Origin of the sequence: Pseudomonas migulae (assembly GCF_024169315.1) — a bacterium.
Lineage (GTDB): Bacteria > Pseudomonadota > Gammaproteobacteria > Pseudomonadales > Pseudomonadaceae > Aquipseudomonas > Aquipseudomonas migulae_B.
The window spans coordinates 6,348,372-6,367,112 of the sequence record NZ_JALJWR010000001.1 but is presented as its reverse complement, the minus strand read 5'-3'; the positions used below and the strand labels follow the sequence as shown (position 1 = coordinate 6,367,112).

Annotated in this window: 21 protein-coding genes; 12 read left to right on the top strand and 9 right to left on the bottom strand. The window is 60.1% G+C overall.

The window, feature by feature from the left end; genetic code table 11:
- Positions 1-114: 114 nt before the first annotated feature.
- Entirely contained in the window at positions 115-1,014 is a 900-nt protein-coding gene (locus tag J2Y86_RS29360) for a LysR family transcriptional regulator (RefSeq protein WP_253439659.1), read from the bottom strand.
- Between the two features lie 228 nt (positions 1,015-1,242).
- Between J2Y86_RS29360 and J2Y86_RS29355 the strand changes: the two genes are divergently transcribed.
- From J2Y86_RS29355 to J2Y86_RS29345, 3 genes are read left to right on the top strand one after another with little or no spacing between them, the layout of a single operon-like run.
- On the top strand, positions 1,243-1,941 hold the full coding sequence (locus J2Y86_RS29355) for a CoA transferase subunit A (protein ID WP_214382428.1): 699 nt from the start codon (positions 1,243-1,245) through the stop codon (positions 1,939-1,941).
- A gap of 36 nt (positions 1,942-1,977) precedes the next feature.
- Positions 1,978-2,643, top strand: coding sequence for a CoA transferase subunit B (locus J2Y86_RS29350; protein WP_057399619.1), 666 nt, complete (start codon positions 1,978-1,980; stop codon positions 2,641-2,643).
- 11 nt (positions 2,644-2,654) lie between these two features.
- Positions 2,655-3,836, top strand: coding sequence for an acetyl-CoA C-acetyltransferase (locus J2Y86_RS29345; protein ID WP_253439657.1), 1,182 nt, complete (start codon positions 2,655-2,657; stop codon positions 3,834-3,836).
- A 245-nt stretch (positions 3,837-4,081) separates the two neighbouring features.
- Here the strand turns inward: J2Y86_RS29345 and J2Y86_RS29340 are convergent, their stop codons facing one another.
- Positions 4,082-4,684: an NADPH-dependent F420 reductase gene (locus J2Y86_RS29340; RefSeq protein ID WP_253439655.1), complete on the bottom strand. Its 603-nt coding sequence runs from the start codon at positions 4,682-4,684 to the stop codon at positions 4,082-4,084.
- Positions 4,685-4,796: 112 nt separating this feature from the next.
- On the opposite strand from J2Y86_RS29340, the gene J2Y86_RS29335 reads away from it, so the two are divergent.
- Positions 4,797-5,690 carry a LysR family transcriptional regulator gene (locus J2Y86_RS29335; RefSeq protein ID WP_253439653.1) on the top strand — a complete coding sequence of 298 codons (894 nt, stop codon included), beginning with the start codon at positions 4,797-4,799 and terminating at the stop codon, positions 5,688-5,690.
- A gap of 101 nt (positions 5,691-5,791) precedes the next feature.
- On the opposite strand, the gene J2Y86_RS29330 is transcribed toward J2Y86_RS29335, so the two are convergent.
- Positions 5,792-7,111 carry an Nramp family divalent metal transporter gene (locus J2Y86_RS29330; RefSeq protein ID WP_253439651.1) on the bottom strand — a complete coding sequence of 440 codons (1,320 nt, stop codon included), beginning with the start codon at positions 7,109-7,111 and terminating at the stop codon, positions 5,792-5,794.
- A gap of 177 nt (positions 7,112-7,288) precedes the next feature.
- On the opposite strand from J2Y86_RS29330, the gene J2Y86_RS29325 reads away from it, so the two are divergent.
- The 5 genes from J2Y86_RS29325 to J2Y86_RS29310 all read left to right on the top strand — a co-directional run bounded on the left by J2Y86_RS29325 (position 7,289) and on the right by J2Y86_RS29310 (position 10,363).
- Positions 7,289-8,080 (top strand): hypothetical protein, encoded by a 792-nt coding sequence (locus J2Y86_RS29325; protein WP_253439648.1) that lies wholly within the window; start codon positions 7,289-7,291, stop codon positions 8,078-8,080.
- Between the two features lie 81 nt (positions 8,081-8,161).
- Positions 8,162-8,836, top strand: coding sequence for a glutathione S-transferase family protein (locus tag J2Y86_RS29320; protein ID WP_253439646.1), 675 nt, complete (start codon positions 8,162-8,164; stop codon positions 8,834-8,836).
- A 28-nt stretch (positions 8,837-8,864) separates the two neighbouring features.
- Entirely contained in the window at positions 8,865-9,191 is a 327-nt protein-coding gene (locus J2Y86_RS29315; protein ID WP_253439645.1) for a putative quinol monooxygenase, read from the top strand.
- Between the two features lie 353 nt (positions 9,192-9,544).
- Positions 9,545-9,679 (top strand): antitoxin Xre/MbcA/ParS toxin-binding domain-containing protein, encoded by a 135-nt coding sequence (locus J2Y86_RS30305; protein WP_367399723.1) that lies wholly within the window; start codon positions 9,545-9,547, stop codon positions 9,677-9,679.
- A gap of 114 nt (positions 9,680-9,793) precedes the next feature.
- Positions 9,794-10,363 carry a hypothetical protein gene (locus tag J2Y86_RS29310; RefSeq protein ID WP_253439643.1) on the top strand — a complete coding sequence of 190 codons (570 nt, stop codon included), beginning with the start codon at positions 9,794-9,796 and terminating at the stop codon, positions 10,361-10,363.
- 3 nt (positions 10,364-10,366) lie between these two features.
- On the opposite strand, the gene J2Y86_RS29305 is transcribed toward J2Y86_RS29310, so the two are convergent.
- The 3 genes from J2Y86_RS29305 to J2Y86_RS29295 form a co-directional block, all read right to left on the bottom strand.
- Entirely contained in the window at positions 10,367-11,083 is a 717-nt protein-coding gene (locus J2Y86_RS29305; RefSeq protein WP_253439640.1) for an alpha/beta hydrolase, read from the bottom strand.
- 110 nt (positions 11,084-11,193) lie between these two features.
- The gene (locus J2Y86_RS29300) at positions 11,194-12,306 is read right to left on the bottom strand and encodes a M14 family metallopeptidase (RefSeq protein WP_253439638.1); all 1,113 of its coding nucleotides are present in this window, start codon (positions 12,304-12,306) and stop codon (positions 11,194-11,196) included.
- Between the two features lie 202 nt (positions 12,307-12,508).
- Positions 12,509-13,288 carry an ABC transporter substrate-binding protein gene (locus tag J2Y86_RS29295; RefSeq protein WP_253439636.1) on the bottom strand — a complete coding sequence of 260 codons (780 nt, stop codon included), beginning with the start codon at positions 13,286-13,288 and terminating at the stop codon, positions 12,509-12,511.
- A gap of 162 nt (positions 13,289-13,450) precedes the next feature.
- Here J2Y86_RS29295 and J2Y86_RS29290 point away from each other — a divergent pair, with 162 nt between their 5' ends.
- Complete coding sequence (locus J2Y86_RS29290; RefSeq protein ID WP_301308810.1) at positions 13,451-14,104, top strand: type 1 glutamine amidotransferase; 654 nt, start codon at positions 13,451-13,453, stop codon at positions 14,102-14,104.
- A gap of 85 nt (positions 14,105-14,189) precedes the next feature.
- On the opposite strand, the gene J2Y86_RS29285 is transcribed toward J2Y86_RS29290, so the two are convergent.
- Positions 14,190-14,618 carry a rhodanese-like domain-containing protein gene (locus J2Y86_RS29285; RefSeq protein ID WP_253439634.1) on the bottom strand — a complete coding sequence of 143 codons (429 nt, stop codon included), beginning with the start codon at positions 14,616-14,618 and terminating at the stop codon, positions 14,190-14,192.
- A gap of 101 nt (positions 14,619-14,719) precedes the next feature.
- Between J2Y86_RS29285 and ftrA the strand changes: the two genes are divergently transcribed.
- Complete coding sequence (ftrA, locus tag J2Y86_RS29280; RefSeq protein ID WP_253439632.1) at positions 14,720-15,694, top strand: transcriptional regulator FtrA; 975 nt, start codon at positions 14,720-14,722, stop codon at positions 15,692-15,694.
- A 136-nt stretch (positions 15,695-15,830) separates the two neighbouring features.
- Here ftrA and cobF read toward each other — a convergent pair whose 3' ends face one another.
- On the bottom strand, positions 15,831-16,586 hold the full coding sequence (gene cobF / locus J2Y86_RS29275; protein ID WP_253439630.1) for a precorrin-6A synthase (deacetylating): 756 nt from the start codon (positions 16,584-16,586) through the stop codon (positions 15,831-15,833).
- Positions 16,583-17,158 (bottom strand): histidine phosphatase family protein, encoded by a 576-nt coding sequence (locus tag J2Y86_RS29270; RefSeq protein ID WP_253439628.1) that lies wholly within the window; start codon positions 17,156-17,158, stop codon positions 16,583-16,585. The genes cobF and J2Y86_RS29270 overlap by 4 nt, the downstream gene beginning before the upstream one ends.
- Before the next feature lie 540 nt (positions 17,159-17,698).
- On the opposite strand from J2Y86_RS29270, the gene J2Y86_RS29265 reads away from it, so the two are divergent.
- Positions 17,699-18,715 carry an arginine N-succinyltransferase gene (locus tag J2Y86_RS29265; protein ID WP_253439626.1) on the top strand — a complete coding sequence of 339 codons (1,017 nt, stop codon included), beginning with the start codon at positions 17,699-17,701 and terminating at the stop codon, positions 18,713-18,715.
- Positions 18,716-18,741 lie beyond the last annotated feature (26 nt).

Sequence of the window (18,741 nt, the reverse complement as noted above, 5' to 3'; positions counted from 1 at the left end):
CACTACCCCCCTGTGGGAGCGGGCTTGCCCGCGATAGCGGTGTGTCAGTCGATAAATATTCTGGATGTGCCGGCCTCATCGCGGGCAAGCCCGCTCCCACAGGGGGTAGTGGCGTCAGGAAGACAGGCGCTGGCCCAGGTTTTCCTCCTTCAAAATATCGAACAACGCCTGCGCCGCCGCCGACAATTCAACCCCCGGTTTGGTCAACACGCCAATCGCTCTTTCCACGACCGGGTCACGCAACGTGATGCACCGCGCGCCCAACTCGCGCATCTGCCCGGCGCACAACGCCGGCACCGCACTCACCCCAAGCCCGCTGGCAACCATCCTTCCGACGGTCGCCAACTGATGGCTTTCGAACTCCACCGGCAACTTCATCCCTCGCGCCTGCAAGTGCTCTTCCAGCATCACCCGCACCGTCGACGGTCGCTGCAAGGTAATGAACGGTTCTTCAAGCAACGTCTGCCAGTCGATATCGTCCCGTTCAGCGAACGCGGAATCAAACGGCACCACCGCCACGAAACGGTCGATGTACAGCGGAGTGAACGCCAGCGACGAACTCTGCGTCGGCTCGAACGCCACCCCCAGTTCGACCTGCCGATCACGTACCATTTCCAGCACCTGTTCGTTGATCACGTCGTTCACCGTGACGTTGACCTTCGGGTAGCGCGCCCGAAAGGTTTTCAGGATGGGCGGCAACAGGTTGCCGGCAAACGACGGCATCGCCGCCAGCGTCACCCGCCCGCGTTGCAGGGTAAAACGCTGGCGCAGTTCGTCTTCGGCATTGTCCCAGTCGGCGATCAGTCGACGGGCCAATGGCACCAGCGACTCACCTTCAGCGGTCAGCGCCACATTGCGCGTGTTGCGCGTAAACAGTCGCCCGCCCAGGCCCTCTTCCAGCGCCTTGATGGTCAGGCTCAGCGCCGATTGCGACAGGTGCAAGCGCTCGCAGGCGACGGCAAAGCTCAGGCTCTGGGCAACGGCCAGAAAGGCGCGGATCTGCTTGACTGTCATGGGCGTATTGCTCCAGTAATGGGTGCAGGTACTTTCTGCAGGAGCAAGGCTTGCCCGCGATAGCGTCCTGAAGATCGCCATCGCGGGCAAGCCACGCTCCCACAGGGTTTATTGGTGAGTTTTATCTATCAATCAACCTTAAAAATCAACTTAACAAATGAATTCTTCGGCGAGACACTCCATCCCATACGGCTAGCCAGCCGCCCACAAAGAATAAAAGAGGTGCATATGGCAGGTTTCGACAAGCGCGTGAGTTCCTACGAGGAAGCTCTGGCAGGTCTTGAAGACGGCATGACCGTGATCGCGGGTGGCTTTGGCCTCTGCGGCATCCCGGAAAACCTGATCGCCGAGATCAAGCGTAAAGGCACCCGTGACCTCACCGTGGTGTCCAACAACTGCGGCGTCGACGGTTTCGGTCTCGGTGTGCTGCTGGTAGACCGGCAGATCAGCAAAGTAGTGGCCTCCTACGTCGGTGAGAACAAACTGTTCGAAGACCAACTGCTCAAAGGCGAAATCGAAGTCGTCCTGACCCCTCAAGGCACCCTCGCCGAAAAAATGCGCGCGGGTGGCGCCGGCATCCCGGCCTTCTTCACCGCCACCGGCGTCGGCACCCCGGTCGCCGAAGGCAAGGAAGTGCGCGAATTCCACGGTCGCAAGTACCTGATGGAAGAATCCATCACCGGTGACTTCGCCATCGTCAAAGGCTGGAAAGCCGACCATTTCGGCAACGTCATCTATCGCCACACCGCCCAGAACTTCAACCCGCTGGCCGCCACCGCCGGCAAGATCACCGTGGTCGAAGTCGAAGAAATCGTCGAACCCGGCGAGCTGGACCCGGCGCAGATCCACACCCCTGGCATCTACGTCGACCGGGTCATTTGCGGCACGTTCGAGAAGCGCATCGAACAGCGCACCGTGCGTAAGTGATCCCCTGCCCCCGGACCGAATGAAGGAATAACAACAATGGCACTTTCCCGCGAACAAATGGCTCAACGCGTCGCCCGCGAAATGCAGGACGGCTTCTACGTGAACCTGGGCATCGGCATTCCGACCCTGGTCGCCAACTACATTCCTGAAGGCATGGAAGTCATGCTGCAGTCGGAAAACGGCCTGCTCGGCATGGGTCCGTTTCCTACTGAAGAAACCATCGATGCCGACATGATCAACGCCGGCAAACAGACCGTGACCGCACGTATCGGCGCGTCGATCTTTTCCTCGGCCGAGTCCTTCGCGATGATTCGCGGTGGCCATGTCGACCTGACCGTGCTGGGTGCCTTTGAAGTCGACGTGCAAGGCAACATCGCCTCGTGGATGATCCCCGGCAAGCTGGTCAAGGGCATGGGCGGTGCGATGGACCTGGTGGCCGGCGCCGACAACATCATAGTCATCATGACCCATGCGTCCAAGGACGGTGAGTCCAAGCTCTTGTCCCAATGCAGCCTGCCGCTGACCGGCGCCGGTTGCATCAAGCGCGTCCTGACCGACCTGGCGTATCTTGAAATCGAAAACGGCGCGTTCATTCTCAAGGAACGTGCACCGGGCGTCAGCGTTGAAGAGATTGTCGCCAAGACCGCCGGTAAACTGATCGTGCCGGACCACGTTCCGGAAATGCAGTTCGCTGCCCAGTGAGGAATCATTCCATGCAAGAAGTCGTCATTGTCGCCGCCACCCGTACTGCCATCGGCAGCTTCCAGGGCTCGCTGGCCAATGTGTCCGCCGTTGACCTCGGCGCCGCGGTGATCCGTCAGTTGCTGGCGCAGACCGGACTGGACGTTGCTGAAGTCGATGAAGTGATCATGGGCCAGGTGCTGACCGCCGGCGCCGGGCAAAACCCTGCGCGCCAGGCATCAATCAAGGCAGGCCTGCCTTTCGCAGTACCGGCGATGACCCTGAACAAGGTCTGCGGCTCGGGCCTCAAGGCCCTGCACCTCGGCGCCCAGGCGATTCGCTGCGGCGACGCCGACGTGATCATCGCGGGCGGTCAGGAAAACATGAGCCTGTCCAACTACGTCATGCCCGGTGCGCGCACCGGCCTGCGCATGGGTCACGCGCAAATCATCGACACCATGATCAGCGACGGCCTGTGGGATGCATTCAACGATTACCACATGGGCATCACCGCCGAGAACCTGGCTGAAAAGTACAACCTGACTCGCGAGCAGCAGGACGCCTTCGCGGCAGCCTCGCAGCAGAAAGCCGTGGCCGCCATCGAAGCCGGGCGTTTTGTCGATGAGATCACGCCGATCCTGATTCCGCAGCGCAAGGGCGATCCGCTGTCCTTCGCCTCCGACGAACAGCCACGCGCCGGCACCACCGCCGAATCCCTGGGCAAATTGAAAGCCGCCTTCAAGAAGGACGGTTCGGTGACCGCCGGTAACGCTTCGTCCCTGAACGATGGCGCCGCCGCTGTGATCCTGATGAGCGCGGAAAAAGCCAAGGCCCTGGGTTTGCCAGTGCTGGCAAAAATCGCCGCTTACGCCAACGCGGGCGTGGACCCGGCGATCATGGGCATTGGTCCGGTGTCGGCCACTCGTCGTTGCCTGGACAAGGCCGGCTGGACCATCGACCAGCTTGAGCTGGTTGAAGCCAACGAAGCCTTCGCCGCGCAATCCCTTGCGGTAGCCAAGGACCTGGAATGGGACTTGAACAAGGTCAACGTCAACGGCGGAGCCATCGCGCTGGGCCACCCGATCGGTGCGTCGGGTTGCCGGGTGCTGGTGACCCTGCTGCACGAAATGATCAAGCGTGACGCCAAGAAAGGTCTCGCCACCCTGTGCATCGGTGGCGGCCAGGGCGTTGCACTCGCGCTCGAACGAGCGTAACGCGTTCAACAGACGGCGCGGGGACCCACGAAGATCCGCTGCTGTCTGGCAACACCCCGGTGCGCCTGAGTTGATCAGATGCTTGTGTGGCGAGGGGATTTATCCCCGTTGGGTTGCGTAGCAGCCCTAAAAATCTCGGCAATAGTCGAAGATTCTTTGGGAGCGCTTCGCACTCCAACGGGGATAAATCCCCTCACCACAAAAAGCTCTCTCGTCACAGGTGTACCGGTTTTTTATCCGAGCCTTCAGGCAAATTTCACCAGGTTCAACGCCGGCAGCGGCCCACCTGGAAACTGCACCAGCCGCGCCCCGACACTCAGTTCACCGAGATCAATCCCGAAAAAGCCCAATCGCTCGATCAACGCGCCCACTTGAGCTTTCGCCTCGGCATCATCGCCCGAGAAGAACAACACCCGGCGTCCTCCCTCCGCTGCCGGATCGCCATCAACAAGATGCGCCTGAAGGTGATTGAACGCCTTCACCACCCGCGCCCCCGGCACCCATTCGGCAAACACTTCGCTGGACGGACGGCCCTGCAAATCCACAGCCTTGAACGACGGTGCCTCGATCGAGTTGTTGGCGTCGATCACAATCCGCCCGCCGAAGTCCGGCAAACCGGCCAATGCTGTCGGCAATTTCGACCAATTGACTGCGACCAGAACAATCGGCTGGGCCGCCGCTTCTTCACGGGTTCCGGCGCGCGCCGTCGGGCCGAGTTCTGCCACCAGCGAGGCCAGGGTTTCAGGCCCGCGGCTGTTGGCGATGACCACTTCAATGCCTTTGCGCGACAGTGCCCGGGCAAACGCTGCGCCGATGGCGCCGGCGCCGATGATTCCGATAGTGCTCATGATGGTTCACTCCGAGGTGTTGTCGTTGGAGTGAATACTGCACTTGCCAATGCGGCTTTATTAGACGGTAATGCTTTGAATGATTTTCAAGCATCGTTTGAAGGTGTCAGCCATGGAAACCCTCGCCAACCTCGAATCCTTTGTGCGCAGCGCCGAAACCGGCAGCTTTTCTGCCGCCGCACGTTTGCTTGCGCTAACGCCTGCTGCAGTCAGTCGCAACGTGGCGATGCTTGAGCGCAACATCGGTGTGCGGCTGTTTCAGCGTTCGACCCGCAAGTTGTCGCTGACCGAAGCCGGTGAAAGTTTTCTGGCCAGCATCGGTGGCAACCTGGAGGCGTTGCAGGTGGCGATCAGCGCCGTGAGCAGCGATCGCGGGGAGCCGGCAGGTGTGCTCAAGGTCAGCCTCGCGCCGACGTTTGGCATCGGTCATGTGTTGCCGTTATTGCCGGCATTCCTGGCGCAGTATCCGTTGATCCGACCGGAATGGCATTTCGAAAATCGTCAGGTGAACCTGATTGCCGAAGGCTACGACGCGGCAATTGGTGGCGGGTTCGAGTTGACGCCGGGCGTGGTGTCCCGGACGTTGGCGGCAGCGGATATCGTCGCCGTTGCCTCACCGGCCTACTTGAAGGGACGCACCCCGCCACGCACCCCTGCGGACCTGCTTGGACACACCGGCATTGTGATGCGCGGCATTCGGACCGGGCGGATCAGGCAGTGGGTGATGCACGATCGGGCGGGCCATGAAGAAAGCGCCACCCTGAACGAAAACATTGTGCTGAATGATCCGGCGGCCATGCGTGAGGCGGCACTGCTGGGCCTCGGTGTGACGCTGCTGGTATTGCCTGATGTGGTCACGCACATCCAGCACGGTGAGTTGGTGCGCTTGCTGCCGGACTGGTATGCGGACGCGGGACCGATCTCGTTGTATTACCCGAGCCGAACGTTGATGCCGGCCAAGACGCGGGTGTTTATCGATTTCGTGGTTGAGGCGTTTCAGCGGTAGACCGCGTCATCGTTCATCGCGGGCAAGCCCGCTCCCACAGGGATTCTGTAAACACAGGATCTACTGTGGGAGCGGCCTTGCCCGCGATGAGGCCCGAACAGTCACCCCAAAAACTGCAGAATCAACCAGCTATTCGCCCCACTGATCACCACAAACAACCCCCACGCCAACACCCGCGTCGGTAGCCGGTTCACAAACGGCCCCATCAGTTTCTGGTCGTTGGTCATCCGAATTAGCGGATACAACGCAAACGGCAACTGCAGACTCAACACCACCTGACTCAACACCAGCAGCTTGCCGATCGCGTTGTCCCCCATCAGCCACACGCCGATAAACGCCGGGATCAGCGCCAGCCCTCGCGTGATCAACCGCCGCTGCCAGCAGGGAATCCGCAGGTTCAGGTAACCCTCCATGATCACCTGCCCCGCGATGGTGCCGGTAAACGTCGAACTCTGACCGGACGCCAGCAGCGCAACGCCAAACAACACGCTGGCCAATGCCCCGCCCACCAATGGATCAAGCAAGTGATAGGCGTCCTGGATGTCCACCACGTCGGTGTGCCCGGTCTTGTGAAAGGCCGCCGCCGCGAGGATCAGGATCGCGGCGTTGACCAGCAACGCCAGCGCCAGGGAACCAATGGTGTCGATGCGCGCCAGCTTCACCGCATCCTGCTTGCTGGCCAGGTCCTTGCCGATCATCCGCGTCTGTACGATCGAGGTGTGCAGGTACAGGTTGTGCGGCATCACCGTGGCCCCGAGAATCCCGATGGCCAGGTACAGCGGCGCGGCATCGCCAAGGGCGGACAACGACGGCGTGAAACCCCGTGCGACGTCCGGCCAGTAAGGCTTGATCAACAACAATTCAACGAAGAAACACACACCGATGGTGCTCACCAGCACCAGCATGATCGCTTCCAGTCGGCGGAAGCCACGGTTCTGCAGGGCCAGCACCAACAGCGTGTCGAACGCCGTGAGGGCGATGCCGACAGTCAGCGAGCAACCCAACAGCAGGTGGAACGCCAGCGCACAGCCGAGCACTTCGGCAAGATCGGTGGCGATGATCGAGATTTCCGCCAGTACCCATTGGGTGCGCGCGGTCCGCGTGCTGTAGCGTTCGCGGGACAACTGCGCCAGATCGCGCCCGGTGGCGATGCCCAGGCGCGAGCACAAGCACTGCACCACCATGCCCGCCAGACTGGCCAGCAGCACCACGAACAACAGACTGTAGCCAAACCGCGAACCGGCCTCGATGGCGGTGGCCCAGTTACCCGGGTCCATGTAGCCGATGGACACCAGCAACCCCGGGCCGGCGAAACGCAGGACACGCTTGAAGAATGACGCGCGAGGGTCAACGGCGACACTGCCCGCCACTTCCGGAGGGCAAAACGGCGCAGTGGCAACTTTGGGCAAACTGAATTTCACGCACTCATTCCAAAAAACAGGCGGGAGAGGCAGCTTAGACGTTTCGCCCCCCGGGCCCAAGGGGCAAATGCCAAGATCCAGCCGCTGGCGACTTGTATACAAAAAATGGCTTTTCCTAGAGCAATCTGCCACCCGCAATGCTAACGTTGCCCGTTCACACAGGTCGGAGGCGCAGGCGTGCTGCTGCTCAAACTGCTGGTTATTCCCGGATTTCTCTTGCTGATCTCCCTGGCCGGCAAACGCTGGGGTCCTAGTGTTGCCGGTTGGCTGTCGGGGTTGCCGGTGGTGGTCGGGCCGATTCTGTTTTTCCTCGCTATCGAGCAGGGCGAAGTGTTTGCCGCGCAATCGGCGACCGCGGCGTTATCGGCGATGTTTGCGATGATTGCCTTTTGCGTCACCTACGCCCAGGTCGCACAACGGACCGGATGGCCATGGGCACTGACGGTTTCGTTGCTGGTCTGGGCGACGGCAGCCGTTGTGCTGTCGGTGATCCCGCCGTCACTGGTGTTCTCCGTTATCGCCGCCGCGACGGCGCTGCTGGCGGCGCCGTATCTGTTCCCGGCCGTGCAGCCCATCGTTTCCGGCCCGGCACCGAAGTCCGATAAATTGTTGCTACGCATGATCGCGGGCGCCCTGCTCACCCTCGCCGTGACCTTGTTGGCGAGCACCGTCGGCGAACGCTGGAGCGGCCTGCTCGCGGTGTTCCCGGTATTGGGCAGCGTGATGGCAGTGTTTTCCCAGCAAACCCGTGGGCCGGCGTTCACCGCAGCCTTGTTGCGAGCCACAGCGACGGGCATGTATTCATTCGCAGCGTTCTGCCTCGTCCTCGCACTGACATTACCCGTCATGGGCTTGAGCGGGTTCGGCGTCGGTGTCGCAGTGTCCATAGCCATGCTCGGCGTCACCAAACGCCTGTTAGCCAAACCGGCGGTCAGCCCGCCAACACCTTCGACTATTTCGAACGAGTAGAACAACAACCTCGTACGTCAATCGAACGGGTTTCGCCCACCATCAGCCTCAGTTACTTACCCACTGACTGAGGCCTACACCATGAAGTTCTTTTTCCACCCTTCGCCCAACCCGATGAAAGTTGCCCTGCTGCTCGAAGAGCTGCAAACGCCCTACGAACTGATCGGCGTCGACACCTTCAAGGGCGAGCAACACCAGCCAGCCTTTCTGGCGATCAACCCGAACGCCAAGGTGCCAGCCTTGATCGATGGCGACGCCACTGTCTTCGACTCCCAGGCCATCCTGTTGCACCTGGCGCAAAAACATCAGCGCTTCCTGCCGACCTCGGTCACCGGGCAAGCCGAACTGCTGTCGTGGCTGATGTTCATCGCCACCGGCCTGTCGCCATTCTCCGGCCAGGCCGTGCATTTCCTGCACCACGCACCGGAAGACCTCGCCTACGCAAAAAACCGCTACCTCAAGGAAGTCGAACGCCATTACCGCGTGCTCGACCAGCGTCTGGCCGCACATCAATACCTGGCGGGGGACACCTACAGCATCGCCGACATGGCGCTCTGGGGCTGGGCCAATTACGCGCCGTACATCCTTGGCGAAAACGGCCTGGCGGAGTACCCGAACGTCAAGCGTCTGTTCGATGAAATCAGCGCCCGCCCGGCCGCCCAGCGCGTTCAGGGTCTGAAAGAGAAACTGGTGTTGAAAGCCGAGTTCGACGAAGAAACCCGTCGCAATCTGTTTCCACAGAACCAGGCGCAGTAAGCCATTTCCGACATTCGAAGGTGATGAAATGAGCGATCAAGTCGCGTTTATCGTTTACCTGCCGGCCAAACCGGAACGTTTTGCTGAAACCAAAGAACGGCTGCTGGACGTGGTGCACCAGATGTCAGCCGAGCCGGACTTCGTCAACACCTGGGTCCACCAGTTGCAGGATGATCCGAACACCCTGGTGCTCTACGAAACCTGGAGTTGCAGCAAGGAAGACTTCATCACGCGCCACCTGAGCAAGCCGTATCGCCAGGAATATGAACAGCACCTGCCGGCGTTGTTGGCCAGCGAACGCCGGATCGAATTCATGGATGTGATCAAGAGCTACCCGGTGCGCCGCGAGGTGTAATCACGTCAGATCCCGTGGTGAGGGGAATTTGCCGTCACCACGGGGTCCCACAAGCGATGACGAAAATCAAAAAAACGAGGATTTGTCCCACACGTTTTTCGGGTTGGCCGTCGGACGCTTGAGGGGTAGCGTGGTAGCTCCAAATCAGGCAAGTGAGATGGGTCCAACTTGCTTCCACTCACTCAGTACATGGAGAGCGGCCTTGTTCAGTGCCTCACGGAAAAATTCTTTAGAACGCTCCAGTGCTTAGCGAAGGAGATCAAAACGGTGCGGCTAAACCATCAGCAAAGGATAGCTGCCTCCCAGTATGGGCAGGTTCTGAAGCCAGCAATCTTAGTGTTTGGTAGTCAGAGTTGGCTGAAGACTGGCTAAAGACACCGTGTAAATACCTGCACGGCAATATCCCATTGGAGCTGATCGGCAACGCGCTTGGCTATCAAGTCGTAGAGGATTATATGACCCGCATTGAACAAGGGGTCTATCAATGAATCCCTTGCCGGAGATGCTGAGTAACCCGACCGTCCGTTAGCCCACGCTGGAATGCGTCACGACCTCCATGGGATGATCGCCCCCCCACCGCGAGACCACCCTGGAGATTTTGAATGTCACTGTTGAGTAAAAAAGCCGTTGTCCTGCTGCTAGCGGTTGCCAGCCTGGGGGCTTTGAACGCGCAGGCTGCCAAGGTCGTGGCCAAAGAGGCGGCGGCGACGCAGAAAGTCTCGATGCTGGGCAACAAATTTACCTTCACCCTGCCCAAGGGCTTCATCGCCAACCCTCTACCACCGAGTTCGACCGGCGCGAGTGGCACCATGTACACCAACGAAACCACGAAAACCGTGGTGATCGCTGCTGAAAACACTATCCCCGGCAGCGTCAATGCCAAGGACAATGACGGCGAGTTCCTCGACGCCACGGCGTCTGACTTCGCCACCGAGCAAGCCAAGGCGCTGCCGGATTTCACCAAGCTCAGTGAGAAAAGCCTGACTCAGAAAGGCACCGGCCTGGGGCTGCGGCAGATCGACAGCATCGCCACCCAGGGCGGCGGCAAAACCCTCGACACCACGCTGATGGCCGCTTCGGGCACGCGCATGGCGCTGGTTCAGGTGATTTCCCGCCTCAGCGACAATGCCGGCCACGAAGCGCTGGTCAAACAGATCGTCAGCGGCAAGTAAGGCTCAAGGGTTGAGCCGTTGCAGCCAGGCGCTCAAATCCTGCATCTCGGTGGCACTGATGCTGTGACCGACGCCCGGGTAGGCATGAAACTCAGGCTTGAGTGACAGACTCTGCAACAGGCTGTCCGCCTCGGTGCCGTCGTTGAAGGGAAGGCGTTTGTCCGCCGTGCCATGCCCGATGAAAATCGCCAGTTTCTGGCGTTTTTCATCCGGTTTGAGTTCGGATTTGAGCACCGGCAGGATTCGCCCGCTCAACGCGGCAATCCCGCCCACCGCCTCGGGGTGACGCAACGCAACTTCGTAGGACATGATCGCGCCTTGGCTGAAGCCCACCAGGAAAACCTTGTTCGGTACTGTGTGATATTTCTTCGCAGCCTGTGCGACAAAATCCAGCAACACCTGGCCGCTGGCCTTCAGATCATCCGTCTCGCCGTTGTAGGCACCTTTGCCTTTCTGGCGAAACCATTGATAACTGCCCTCTTCCATCACTATCGGTGCCCGCACCGACAGGAAGTTGTACTGGGCAGGTAATTCATCCTTGATGCCGAACAGGTCCTGTTCGTTACTGCCGTAGCCGTGGAGAAAAATCACCAGGGGCTGATTGACGGATTCGGGGTTGGCCTGCTCCAGGTACTTGAGCGGCAGATCGGTGTGCAACGGGGTTTGAGCGTGGACGGCGGTGGACGCCAGCAGTGTCAGCAGAGCAAGAACCTTCAACATAAACCTTCCTTCACGGAGCGCAGGATTCGGGGAAGAGCCTAACATCTCTTTCCGTCGATGCACTCTCGGTGCTGGCGAAGAGGCCCGACAAGGCACCGACGACTTCCCGGTTAATCGTTAATCAGCTTCCCCACCCGAATCGGCTCTCGCCCCGCCACCTTCGCTTGCCACGTCCCCGGTTGCGTATAGCGCCCACGATCAATCGCAAACAAGACCCCGCTGGTCCCGGCGCGCACGGTAGTCACTCGGTCGTTCAACGGATCGACCACTTCAAACAACGCATCGCCCTTCTCGACCCATTCACCCGCCTCGCGCAGGAAACTGACCACGCCATGATGCGGCGCAAACAGATACTCCGTGCCTTCGAACGGCATGCCTTCACAGCATTCACTCGGTGCCGCTGGCCAGGTGCCTTTGATGAAACCCTGCTCGGCGAGGAACCCGAGAATGGCCTCGCAATTGGCCTGGGCCTGATCGACGCGGGTATCGCCCATACTGCCCAATTCCAGGGTTGTCGCCAGGTTGGCCGGTGGAATCGTCGCCTCGGGAAACGCCCTGGCCAGTCGCAGCCACGGCGAAGAACAGGATTCGTCGAATGAACTGCCGCCAGAATCTTCACACAGCAACGCCACGCCAGCTTTCAAGCGAGCCGCCAGGGACTGCCACTGCGGCCAGTGTTGCGGCAAGGCATAAATATGAATGGCCGCCTCGAAATCGCAATGCAGGTCGAGGGTGATGTCAGCGTCGCAGGCGTGGCGCAGCAGCAAGCGGTGCATGGCTTCCAGTTGCGACGTGGGTGCAGGCAGATCGTCGAGCACCTGGCCCATGGTCTGACGAATCAGTGCGATGTTGGCGTGTGCATCGGTACCCAACCGGCCGCCGATCAATTCGCCCACTGGCGCGCTCAGCTCGACAAAAGAGCGGTTGAAATTCTTGCCGCTGCCGAGTTCGAAACGGCCCATGTGGCTGCCTTGCAGGTGCTGATCCAGACCGATGGGATTGGCCACCGGCACCAGTTCGATCACGCCTTGCAACTGGCCTTGGGTTTCCAATTCCGTCAGGCGTTTCTTCAGTTCCCAGGCCGTGCGCATCCCTGGCAGTTCATCCGCGTGCAGGCAGGCCTGGATGTAAACCTTGCGGGTGCCCGCGCCATAACGAAACACGCTGAGGGTGCGTTCGGTGCCCAGGTGGCTCCAGGGCAGTGGATGGTCGATGCGTTGCATGGGAACTCCAATGTAGAGGGCAGTGAAATTCCCTGTGGGAGCGGGCTTGCTCGCGAAGGCGGCAGTGCATTCGAAATCGATGTCGTCTGACACACCGCTTTCGCGAGCAAGCCCGCTCCCACAGGGGATCGCGGTCTGACTAGAGAGAACATAAAAAAAGTGGCAACCGCATCACCGGTTGCCACTTTTTTGTACGGCTCGATTACTCGCCGTAAACGTCGAAAGCGAAGTATTTGTCCTGCACTTGCTTGTACTTGCCGTTGGCGCGGATTTCAGTGATGGCGGTGTTGAATTTGTCCGCCAGCTCTTTATCACCCTTGCGCACCGCAATGCCGGCACCGCCGCCGAAGTACTTGGCGTCTTCGTAGGTCGGGCCGACAAAGGCGAAGCCTTTACCGGCGTCGGTTTTCAGGAAACCGTCGTCGAGGTTGACCGAGTCCGCCAGCATCGCGTCGAGACGACCGGAGACCATGTCCAGGTTGGCTTCCTGCTGCGAACCGTAACGCACCAGGATAATGCCGGCCGGTTGCAACACTTCAGTGGCGAAGCGGTCGTGGGTACTGGCGCGCAGTACACCGACTTTCTTGCCCTTGAGCTCGGTCAGCGGGTCTTTCACGTCGGAGCCTTCCTTCATCACGAAACGCGCCGGGGTATGGTAATACTTGATGGTGAAATCGACGTTCTTCTTGCGGTCGTCGGTGATGGTCATGGACGACAGGATCGCGTCGATTTTCTTGACCTTCAGGGCCGGAATCAGGCCGTCGAACTCTTGCTCGACCCAGGTACATTTCACTTTCATCTGCTCGCACAGCGCATCGCCGATATCGACGTCGAAACCGGTGAGCTTGCCGTCAGGGGTCTTCATCGAGAATGGCGGGTAACCGGCTTCGATACCGATGCGGATCGGCTTGGCGTCATCGGCCACAGCGGTCAGGGACAACATCGACAGTGCCAGGGCACCGAACATCACTAGCTTCTTCATTTATAACTCCTGTGTGCGGAGGCTTTTATTGGCAGCGTTCGATTGGTAGCTTTCGGTCAGAGCTTTTTTATTGGAGAAGACCGAAGTGGCGGGCAGTCTAGAGCGGCTGCAGGCGTGCAAATTGTGCATAAGCGACAAATACTTATAAAAAAGGCGAGCTGAATGAACGATGTAATTCGCGGGTTGAACCTGATCCAGCACCACCCCGCCGAAGGTCCGGGCGCGATTGCCGAGTGGGCCGAGTCGCGGGGATTGCCGTTGCATGTCTATCGCGCCGACCTTGGCCAGTTACCGCCCGTGAGCGCGCAACCGCTGATTGTGTTGGGCGGGCCTTATGAGTCAAACGCCGGACCGATGTGGCTGGAGGCCGAACGGCAGTGGCTGGCGGGCTGCCTGGATCAAGGCGCGGCGGTGTTTGCGATTTGTCTGGGAGCGCAGCTGTTGGCGCTGGGTCTGGGCGGCAATGTGCGGCGGATGGATCGGACCGAAACGGGCTGGACCTCAGTGACATTTGCCGATGGCCAGAAGCTGAAAGTGCTGGAGTGGCACGAAGACGCGATAGACCTGCCTCCCGGCGCGCAGTTGCTGGCCAGCAGCGATCAGTGCGAGCAGCAGATGTATCGCGCCGGTCCTGCGCGGGTGGGTTTGCAGTTTCATCCGGAGTGGAATGCAGAATCGGTGGTGACGCTCAATGCGCACTTTGCCGATGAGTCGCCGTTGCCACGGGACGAACCGGACAGCGCCGCCCATGCAGCCGTTTTTGACTGGTTGCAGGCGACGCTGGATGAGTGGTGGGCGGCCACACGTGTCCGCTGACTCTGTGGCCGATGCCTTTGTGGTAGGTGCTTTTGTGGCGAGGGAGCTTGCTCCCTCGCCACATTTGATCAGCGTTGCCTGACGTTCAGCATTCGCAACCGATGGCGGCTGGCCGTTGCACGTCAGCGCTCAACTCCAACCCTTCATCCAGCCACCCGGTCACCCCGCCGATCATTTCCTTGACCGGGTAACCCAACGCCGCCAGTTTCACCGCGGCCTTGTTGGCACCGTTGCAGTGTGGCCCGGCGCAATACACCACGAACAACGTGGATGTCCCGTAACCCGCCAACCCTTCGGCGCTCAGCAGTCGTCCCGGCAAATTGATTGCGCCCGGCACATGTCCGCGCTCGAACGCCTGCGGGCCGCGCACGTCCACCAGGACAAAATCCACGTCACCTGTTTGTTGGCTGTTGTAGACGTCGGAACAGTCGGTTTCGAATGTCAGACGGTTGCTGAAATGCATCAAGGCAATGGCTGATGGTGCGGCGGGAATAGTGCGGACCAGGCTTGTCATGGGTCGTACTCCAGAGTCTCGGTGGGTGTGAGAAGACTTTATTCGCCAGTCGCCAGCGGCTAAAGTGGCGCACAAGACACTCACCGGGAACTTTCCGCCAAATGCAGTCCACCCCTGGATTGGTCGCGATTCTGGCCTACGATGGCCTCTGCACGTTCGAGTTCGGCATCGCCGTGGAGATTTTCGGCCTCGCACGGCCGGAGTTCGATTTCCCCTGGTACGAGCATCGGATCGCAGCTGTCGATCAGGGGCCGATGCGCGCCATGGGTGGCATTCAGGTGCTGGCCGATGGCGGCATGGAACTGCTCGATGACGCCCGGACGATCATCATTCCCGGCTGGCGAGATCGCAGCGCTCCGGTGCCAGAGGCGTTGATTAAAGCCCTGCGCCAGGCCCACGCGCGAGGTGCGCGGTTGCTGTCGATCTGCTCCGGCGTATTTGTGCTGGCGGCCACCGGTTTGCTCGACGGCCACGGCGCTACCACGCATTGGCGCTACGCCGCGGAACTGGCCGAGCGATTCCCGAACATTCTGGTAGACCCGGACGTGCTTTACGTCGACTCGGGCCAATTGATTACCTCGGCAGGCAGCGCTGCCGGTATCGATGCCTGCCTGCATCTGGTGGCGCGGGATTTCGGCACGCAAGTGGCCAATTCCGTGGCGCGGCGACTGGTGATGTCACCGCAACGCACTGGCGGTCAGGCGCAGTTCATTCCGACACCGGTCAGTCCTACGCCGCGCAGCGATCTTTCACGCGTGATGCAGTGGGCACGTGAGCGTTTGCATGAACCTCTGGAGGTTCGCGAACTGGCCAGCGAAGCAGCCATGAGTGAACGGACCTTTCTACGTCGATTCACAGAAGCGACCGGCATGCCGCCCAAAGCGTGGCTGCAACATGAACGCCTGGCGCGGGCTCGGGAGTTGCTGGAAAGCACGGGCCAGAACACCGACCGGATTGCCGAACAGTGCGGTTATCGCTCGGTGGAAAGTTTCCGGGTGGCGTTTCGCAACGTGGTTGGCGTGCCGCCGTCGGTGTATCGGGAGCGGTTTGGGCGGGAGATCAAAGCAGGGATTTGAGGTGTGGTTGAGGGCCTCTTCGCGAGCAAGCCCGCTCCCACATTTAATCTCTGTCGTATTCGAGATTAAGGTACACAGGAGATCGAATGTGGGAGCGGGCTTGCTCGCGAAGGCGTCAGGACAGACACCTGATCTCTCAAGGCTTACGCAAAAGATAGGTATCCATAATCCACCCATTGGCCAACCGCGCGGCCTTGCGCACCCGCTCGATCTCATCCGCCACGTCCTTGAGCTTGCCGCTGATGAGGATTTCATCCGGCGTCCCCAGGTAAGCCCCCCAGTAAATCTCTGTCTCCTGATCCGCCACCTGATGGTAGGAATCTTCCGCGTCGAGCATCACCACCAGGCTGTCGGCATCACTCACCTGCCCCGCCGCCAACCGCCTGCCGGTGGTGATTTCGATGGATCGACCGATCCGGTTCAGCGGCACCTTGTGCTGCGCCGCCAACGCCTGAACGCTGGTGATGCCGGGAATCACGTCAAACTCGAAGACGCATCGGCCGGATGCCAGGATCGCCTGCAAAATCCGAATGGTGCTGTCATACAACGCTGGATCGCCCCACACCAGGAATCCGCCGCACTGGCCGTCGGACATTTCTTCATTGATCAGCCGCTCGAAGGTCAGCTGCTTGGCAAGGTTGAGATCTTCCACACTGGCCTTGTAGTCCACATCACCGCGCTCACGCTCCGGGCTGTGCGCTTCAACGAAGCGGTAATCGGGGTCGCTGATGTAGCGTTCGCAAATCTCGCGACGCAGGTCGATCAGCTTGTCCTTGCTCTGGCCTTTGTCCATCAGGAAAAACACATCAACCAGGTTCAGCGCCTTCACGGCCTGCATCGTGATGTAGTCGGGGTTGCCGGCACCGATGCCGATGACCATCAGTTTTTTCATGAACAGTTTCCCTCAATGCCGGTGCCGGACAAGCGCAAGCGCCAGCAACCGTTGAACCGCAACTCGATGGCTGACAGCGGTTCGACGTCAACCCGATTGAACGAAGGGCTTTGCAACACCTGGGTCAACGCCGCACGAATGACAAATGGATGGGTGATGGCAACGATGTGCCCCGGCGTTGCTTCCAATGTCGTGAGCCATGCGGCCACTCGTTCACCGAGTTGCGCTACCGACTCGCCACCGTGAGGCGCCGAATGCGGATCATCGAACCAGTCCTGTAGCGTCTGCGGTTCGGATTTCTGCAGGTCATCGATCTGCGCGCCGTTCCAGCGTCCGAAATCGCAATCCCTCAACGCCTCGACAATCTCCACCGTGCTGCCGAACAACCCGGCGGTTTGCCGTGCGCGAAGTTCCGGACCGCTGACCAGGCGAGGCTGCCCCTTGAACCTGGAACGGAGGGAACCCTGTGCCGATTGCCAATCCATCTCAACAGGCTCATCCGTAGGAAAGCGTGCCAATTTCTGTGCGACGGTTCGAGCGTGGCATACCAGGGTCAAACGAGTTGCCTGCACGAAAGATCACTCCGTTGTAGGGAAAGAAAACGCTATCAAGCCAGCATTCAGGCGCAATTGTGCCGGAAGAAATGCGATGGGGGGCTTTTCATTGCGCCGGTCCTCCTTAAAAAACAGCTATCTCTGACATCACTGTCAGCGAGGGCCTACAGCGCTGATCGACATCCGTGTAGCCCCCGACCTACGGGCATTTCGCCCCATGTTGGGGCTGGACAGGACGGCACAAAAATTCACTAGACATGGGGCGCGGGTTAAATAAATACTGCTGTAACGGATTATTAAATATAAACAGCACACCCCCCATCCAGCAAGAGCCCGGATGCCCTCTCCCAGCGACATGAACCACCGCCTCCATTGCCTAAACCCCGTCCGGTCTCTCACTACATGGGACGCCGAAACGGTGCTGTCCCGAATAACGGCTGGCTAGAAAAAGAGCGGCGCTGGCAAGCCATCAAGCGACCGCCGATCAAACGCGTGGAAACCGACAGTGATAGTCAGGTTCGTGCCAATCGCCGAACCCTTTGATACAGGAGTGCATCCATGCTGGTCTTACGCCCAGTGGAGTTAACCGACCTGCCCCAGTTACAGCGACTGGCGCGCGAAAGCCTGGTCGGCGTCACGTCCTTGCCGGACGATACCGAACGCTTGCGCGAGCGGATTCTCGACTCCTGCGCCTCATTCGATAAAGACGTCCAGGTTCATGGTCCGGAAAACTACTTCTTCGTACTGGAGGACCTGACGAGTCAACGCCTGGCAGGCTGCTCGGAGATCCTCGCCACGGCCGGTTTCGACGAACCGTTCTACAGCCTGCGCAACCGCCATTTCACCAGCGCCTCGCGGGAACTGAACATCGAGCACGGGGTGCCGGCGCTGTCGTTGTGTCACGACCTCAGCGGCCATACCTTGCTGCGCGGTTTTCACATCGATGCGGCGCTGGTGCGCACGCCCTCCTCCGAGCTGTTGTCACGGGCGCGATTGATGTTCATTGCCGCTCATGCCCGGCGCTTTGCGGAAGCGGTCATCACCGAGATCGTCGGCTACAGCGACGACGAAGGAGGGTCGCCCTTCTGGGATGCGCTGGGCAAGCACTTCTTCGACCTGCCCTACGCCGAGGCCGAGCGCCTTTGCGGGCTGGAGAGCCGGACGTTCCTCGCCGAGCTGATGCCGCAATACCCGATCTACGTGCCGATGCTGCCCCAGGCGGCGCAGGACTGTATCGGCCGCATCCATCCCGATGGCCAGGAGGCCTTCGATATCCTTGAACGCGAGGGGTTCGAGACCAACAGCTACATCGACCTGTTCGACGGTGGCCCGACCTTGTATGCGCGCCTCGCCAGCATCCGTTCCATCGCGCAAAGCCAGACCGGCACGGCGACAACGAGCGACGTCATCGATGCCCGCGGTCGCTACCTGGTGAGCAACGATTCGTTGAAGGACTATCGCGCCATCGTCGCCGATCTGGACTTCAACGCCGGACATCCAGTGCCCCTGAGCACCGAGATGTGCACGGCCCTGAACGTGAGCGAAGGCAGCCCGATACGGATGATCGCCCTGTGAGCATCATCCGGTCCCATGCCCAACGA

Coding starts and splice junctions, on each gene's coding strand:
- J2Y86_RS29360 (WP_253439659.1), bottom strand. CDS start 1,014: ATGACAGTCAAGCAGATCCGCGCCTTTCTGGCCGTTGCCCAGAGCCTG.
- J2Y86_RS29355 (WP_214382428.1), top strand. CDS start 1,243: ATGGCAGGTTTCGACAAGCGCGTGAGTTCCTACGAGGAAGCTCTGGCA.
- J2Y86_RS29350 (WP_057399619.1), top strand. CDS start 1,978: ATGGCACTTTCCCGCGAACAAATGGCTCAACGCGTCGCCCGCGAAATG.
- J2Y86_RS29345 (WP_253439657.1), top strand. CDS start 2,655: ATGCAAGAAGTCGTCATTGTCGCCGCCACCCGTACTGCCATCGGCAGC.
- J2Y86_RS29340 (WP_253439655.1), bottom strand. CDS start 4,684: ATGAGCACTATCGGAATCATCGGCGCCGGCGCCATCGGCGCAGCGTTT.
- J2Y86_RS29335 (WP_253439653.1), top strand. CDS start 4,797: ATGGAAACCCTCGCCAACCTCGAATCCTTTGTGCGCAGCGCCGAAACC.
- J2Y86_RS29320 (WP_253439646.1), top strand. CDS start 8,162: ATGAAGTTCTTTTTCCACCCTTCGCCCAACCCGATGAAAGTTGCCCTG.
- J2Y86_RS29315 (WP_253439645.1), top strand. CDS start 8,865: ATGAGCGATCAAGTCGCGTTTATCGTTTACCTGCCGGCCAAACCGGAA.
- J2Y86_RS29310 (WP_253439643.1), top strand. CDS start 9,794: ATGTCACTGTTGAGTAAAAAAGCCGTTGTCCTGCTGCTAGCGGTTGCC.
- J2Y86_RS29305 (WP_253439640.1), bottom strand. CDS start 11,083: ATGTTGAAGGTTCTTGCTCTGCTGACACTGCTGGCGTCCACCGCCGTC.
- J2Y86_RS29300 (WP_253439638.1), bottom strand. CDS start 12,306: ATGCAACGCATCGACCATCCACTGCCCTGGAGCCACCTGGGCACCGAA.
- J2Y86_RS29295 (WP_253439636.1), bottom strand. CDS start 13,288: ATGAAGAAGCTAGTGATGTTCGGTGCCCTGGCACTGTCGATGTTGTCC.
- J2Y86_RS29290 (WP_301308810.1), top strand. CDS start 13,451: ATGAACGATGTAATTCGCGGGTTGAACCTGATCCAGCACCACCCCGCC.
- J2Y86_RS29285 (WP_253439634.1), bottom strand. CDS start 14,618: ATGACAAGCCTGGTCCGCACTATTCCCGCCGCACCATCAGCCATTGCC.
- ftrA (WP_253439632.1), top strand. CDS start 14,720: ATGCAGTCCACCCCTGGATTGGTCGCGATTCTGGCCTACGATGGCCTC.
- cobF (WP_253439630.1), bottom strand. CDS start 16,586: ATGAAAAAACTGATGGTCATCGGCATCGGTGCCGGCAACCCCGACTAC.
- J2Y86_RS29265 (WP_253439626.1), top strand. CDS start 17,699: ATGCTGGTCTTACGCCCAGTGGAGTTAACCGACCTGCCCCAGTTACAG.